Origin of the sequence: Xanthomonas sp. SHU 308, assembly GCF_000364645.1 — a bacterium.
In the GTDB taxonomy this organism is placed as follows: Bacteria; Pseudomonadota; Gammaproteobacteria; order Xanthomonadales; family Xanthomonadaceae; genus Xanthomonas_A; species Xanthomonas_A sontii.
This window is the reverse complement of record NZ_AQOK01000621.1, coordinates 1-3,772: the sequence shown is the minus strand read 5'-3', so window position 1 is coordinate 3,772 and position 3,772 is coordinate 1. Positions and strand designations below refer to the sequence as shown.

Below are 3,772 nucleotides of genomic sequence, written 5' to 3'. Positions count from 1 at the left end.
GTTCCCGGGAACGCCACGTCGCGGCTGAAGCCGCTCCTACAAGTGCGCCAGCCATCGCGATGATGGAGCCCGGATGGGAGCATCGGGATTGGGGATTGGCAGAAACGCATCCGGCCTGCGGTGAGACGCCCTCGCAAACGATATCGGTGGGCCAGCCGCCGCACGAAAAGGCCAACGCCAACCACGCCTCCCGCCCGCTCACTCGCGCGGCGGCAGCACCGACAGCACTTCCTCGATGGTGGTCAGCCCGGCGGCCACCTTTTCCAGGCCGGCGCGGCGCAGCGTGCGCACACCCTCGTCCTGGGCGGCGCGGCTGAAGCCGGCCAGGTCCATGTCGGCGCGGATCAGGGTGCGCAGGCGCGGGGTCACCGGCAGCAGTTCGTACAGGCCCACGCGGCCCAGGTAGCCGGTGCGACGGCATTCCAGGCAGCCGACCGGGGCGTAGGGTTGCAGCGCCTCGGGCAGGGCCTCGCCCGGCTCGCGCAACGCGTCCCACTCGTGCGCTTCCAGGGTGTGCGGGCGCTTGCAGTGGCCGCACAGGGTGCGCACCAGGCGCTGCGCCAGCACGCCGTTGAGGGTGGAGGCGACCAGGTAATGCGGCACGCCCAGGTCGAGCAGGCGGGTGATCGCCGAGGGCGCATCGTTGGTGTGCAGGGTCGACAGCACCAGGTGGCCGGTCAGCGAGGCCTGCACCGCCATCTGTGCGGTTTCCAGGTCGCGGATTTCGCCGATCATGATGATGTCCGGGTCCTGTCGCAGCAGGGTGCGCACGCCGCTGGCGAAGTCCAGGTCGATGTTGGCCTGCACCTGCATCTGGTTGAACTCGGTGGCGATCATCTCGATCGGGTCCTCCACGCTGCACACATTCACGTCCGGCGTGGCCAGACGCTTGAGCGTGGAGTACAGCGTGGTGGTCTTGCCCGAGCCGGTGGGGCCGGTGACCAGCACGATGCCGTGCGGGCGCTCCACCAGCGCGTTCCAGCCGGCCGCTTCCTGCGGGCTGAAGCCGAGCTGGTCCACGCTCTTGAACGCGGCATCCGGGTCGAAGATGCGCATGACGCACTTCTCGCCGAAGGCGGTGGGCATGGTCGACAGGCGCATCTCGGTCTCGCGCCCGCCCGGCGAGCGGGTCTTGATGCGCCCGTCCTGCGGGCGCCGCCGCTCGGCCAGGTCCATGCGCCCGAGCACCTTGATGCGGCTGACGATGGCGGTCATCACCGCCGGCGGCACTTCCAGCACCTTGTGCAGCACGCCGTCGATGCGGAAGCGCATGCGCCCGGCCTCGCGCCGCGGCTCCAGGTGGATGTCGCTGGCGCGCTGCTCGTAGGCGTACTGCAGCAGCCAGTCGACGATGTGCACGATGTGGTGGTCGTCGGCGTTGACGTCGCCGCCGCGGCCCAGTTCCACCAGTTGCTCGAAGCTGGGCAGGCCGCTGCTCTGTTCGGTGCGCCCGTCCTTGGCGCCGCGCACCGAGCGGGTCACGCCGAAGAACTCCATCGTGTAGCGATGCAGGTCCAGCGGGTTGACCACCACCACCTCGATGCGGCGCCGCGCCAGGTGCTGCACGTCGCCGAGCCAGTCCAGCGCCAGCGGTTCGCTGGTCGCCACCAGCAGACGCTCGGGCTGCAGGGCAAGCGGCAGGATCCGGTGGCGGCGCGCATAGGCGTGCGAGACCACGCCGGTGACCGCGGCCACGTCGACCCGGGTCGGATCGATGCGCAAGTAGCGCAGGCCGCAGCGCTGCGCCAGCCACTCGGTCAGCCGTTCCAGGCTCAGTTCGCTGCCGGGCGGGCGGGTGGCGGCCAGTTTCAGGTTGGACAGCAGCACCAGCGGATGCACGTCGCTGACGGTGCGTGCGGTCTGTGCCGAGAACTGCACGCGGCCGCGTTCGGCCGGTGCGACCAGGCCGTCGGCGAGCAGCGCCGCAGCCACGCGTTCGAAGCTCAGCCGGCCCGGCGGCAACGCCACGGTGGGCTCGGCGGGCGACGACGCGGGCGGCGCGGCAGGGCGCGAATCCATGGTCCAGGTCCGGTACGCGGAAGTCCCCGCGAGTCGGTCGCTATACTAGCGCACCCCTCAACCGGCCCCTGCGAGATGTCCGTTTCCCGGTCCGTTCCGATCACGTTCCAGGGTCTGATCCAGACCCTCAACCAGTTCTGGGCGCAGCACGGCTGCGTGCTGATCCAACCGTTGGACCTGGAAGTGGGCGCCGGCACCTTCCATCCGGCCACCTTCCTGCGCGCGCTCGGGCCGGAGCCGTGGAACGCGGCCTACGTGCAACCGAGCCGGCGCCCCACCGACGGCCGCTACGGCGAGAACCCGAACCGCCTGCAGCGCTACTACCAGTACCAGGTGGCGATGAAGCCGAACCCGGACAACATCCAGCAGCTGTACCTGGATTCGCTCAAGGCACTGGGCATCGATCCGCTGGTGCACGACCTGCGCTTCGTCGAGGACAACTGGGAATCGCCGACGCTCGGCGCCTGGGGCCTGGGCTGGGAGGTGTGGCTCAACGGCATGGAAGTCACCCAGTTCACCTACTTCCAGCAGGCCGGCGGCCTGGAGTGCAAGCCGGTGCTGGGCGAGATCACCTACGGTCTCGAGCGGCTGTGCATGTATCTGCAGAACTGCGACAACGTCTACGACCTGGTGTGGACCTACGGCCCCGACGGCACGCCGGTCACCTACGGCGACGTCTACCACCAGAACGAGGTGGAGCAGAGCGCGTACAACTTCGAGCACGCCAATGTGGCCGAACTGTTCCACCGTTTCGACGCCTGCGAGCAGGAAGCGCAGGCGCTGGTCGAGGTCGGGCTGCCGCTGCCGGCGTACGAGCAGGTGACCAAGGCCAGCCACGCCTTCAACCTGCTCGACGCACGCCGCGCGATCTCGGTGACCGAGCGCCAGCGCTACATCCTGCGCGTGCGCGCGCTGGCGCAGGCGGTGGCCAAGGCCTACTACGCGCAGCGCGAGAAGCTGGGCTTCCCCGGCGTCAAGAAGTGATGCAAGCCCCTCTCCCGCCGGCGACCGAAGGAAGTCCCCGCGGGAGAGAGGGGTTGGGGTGAGGGTACGCCGGCACGCACGGCCGGCTGCTCCGACTCCCCAGGCGCCCGCACCCTCATCCGCCCCTTCGGGGCACCTTCTCCCGCAGGGAGAAGGGAAAAACCGCTAGCAAGGTCCGACACATGAGCCAACACCTTCCCCTGCTGATCGAACTGGGCACCGAGGAACTGCCGGTCAAGGCATTGCCGGGCCTGGCCCAGGCGCTGTTCGACGGCGTGATCGCCGGGCTGGAGAAGCGCGGCATCGCGGTCGAGCGTGGCGACGCCAAGCCGCTGTCCACGCCGCGCCGGTTGGCGGTGCTGCTGCCGGGCGTGGCCGTCGAGCAGCCGGAGCAGCGCGCGGAAGTGCTCGGCCCCTACCTCAACATCGCGCTGGACGCGGACGGCCAGCCGACCAAGGCGCTGCAGGGTTTCGCCGCCAAGGCCGGGATCGACTGGACCGCGCTGGAGCGCACCAGCGACGCCAAGGGCGAGCGCTTCGTGCACCGTGCGGTGAACCCGGGCGCGCGCACCGCCACGCTGCTGCCGGAGATCCTGCGCGAGGCGATCGCGGCGATGCCGATCCCCAAGCCGATGCGCTGGGGCGATCACGACTATGGCTTCGCGCGGCCGGTGCAGTGGCTGGTGCTGCTGTTCGGCACCGAGGTGGTGCCGATGCCGCTGTTCGGCGTGGAGGCCGGCCGCGACAGCCGCGGCCACCGCTTCCTCCA

General features: G+C 70.0%; 3 protein-coding genes. 2 read left to right on the top strand and 1 reads right to left on the bottom strand.

The genetic code is table 11. The annotated features are described in order from the left end of the window. Positions 1–198 precede the first annotated feature (198 nt). Entirely contained in the window at positions 199–2,019 is a 1,821-nt protein-coding gene (locus tag D588_RS0117520; RefSeq protein ID WP_017916906.1) for a GspE/PulE family protein, read from the bottom strand. Between the two features lie 75 nt (positions 2,020–2,094). Between D588_RS0117520 and glyQ the strand changes: the two genes are divergently transcribed. Together glyQ and D588_RS25195 are read left to right on the top strand one after the other, a co-directional pair. Continuing rightward, a complete protein-coding gene (gene glyQ / locus D588_RS0117515) occupies positions 2,095–3,003 on the top strand; it encodes a glycine--tRNA ligase subunit alpha (protein WP_010340858.1) in 909 nt (302 codons plus the stop codon). Positions 3,004–3,185: 182 nt separating this feature from the next. Next, a partial coding sequence (locus D588_RS25195) for a glycine--tRNA ligase subunit beta (protein ID WP_043085688.1) occupies positions 3,186–3,772 on the top strand: 587 nt, incomplete at its 3' end.

What these genes read in the sequence shown, in the direction of transcription:
- D588_RS0117520 (WP_017916906.1), bottom strand. Translation starts at nt 2,019, where the DNA reads ATGGATTCGCGCCCTGCCGCGCCGCCCGCGTCGTCGCCCGCCGAGCCC.
- glyQ (WP_010340858.1), top strand. Translation starts at nt 2,095, where the DNA reads ATGTCCGTTTCCCGGTCCGTTCCGATCACGTTCCAGGGTCTGATCCAG.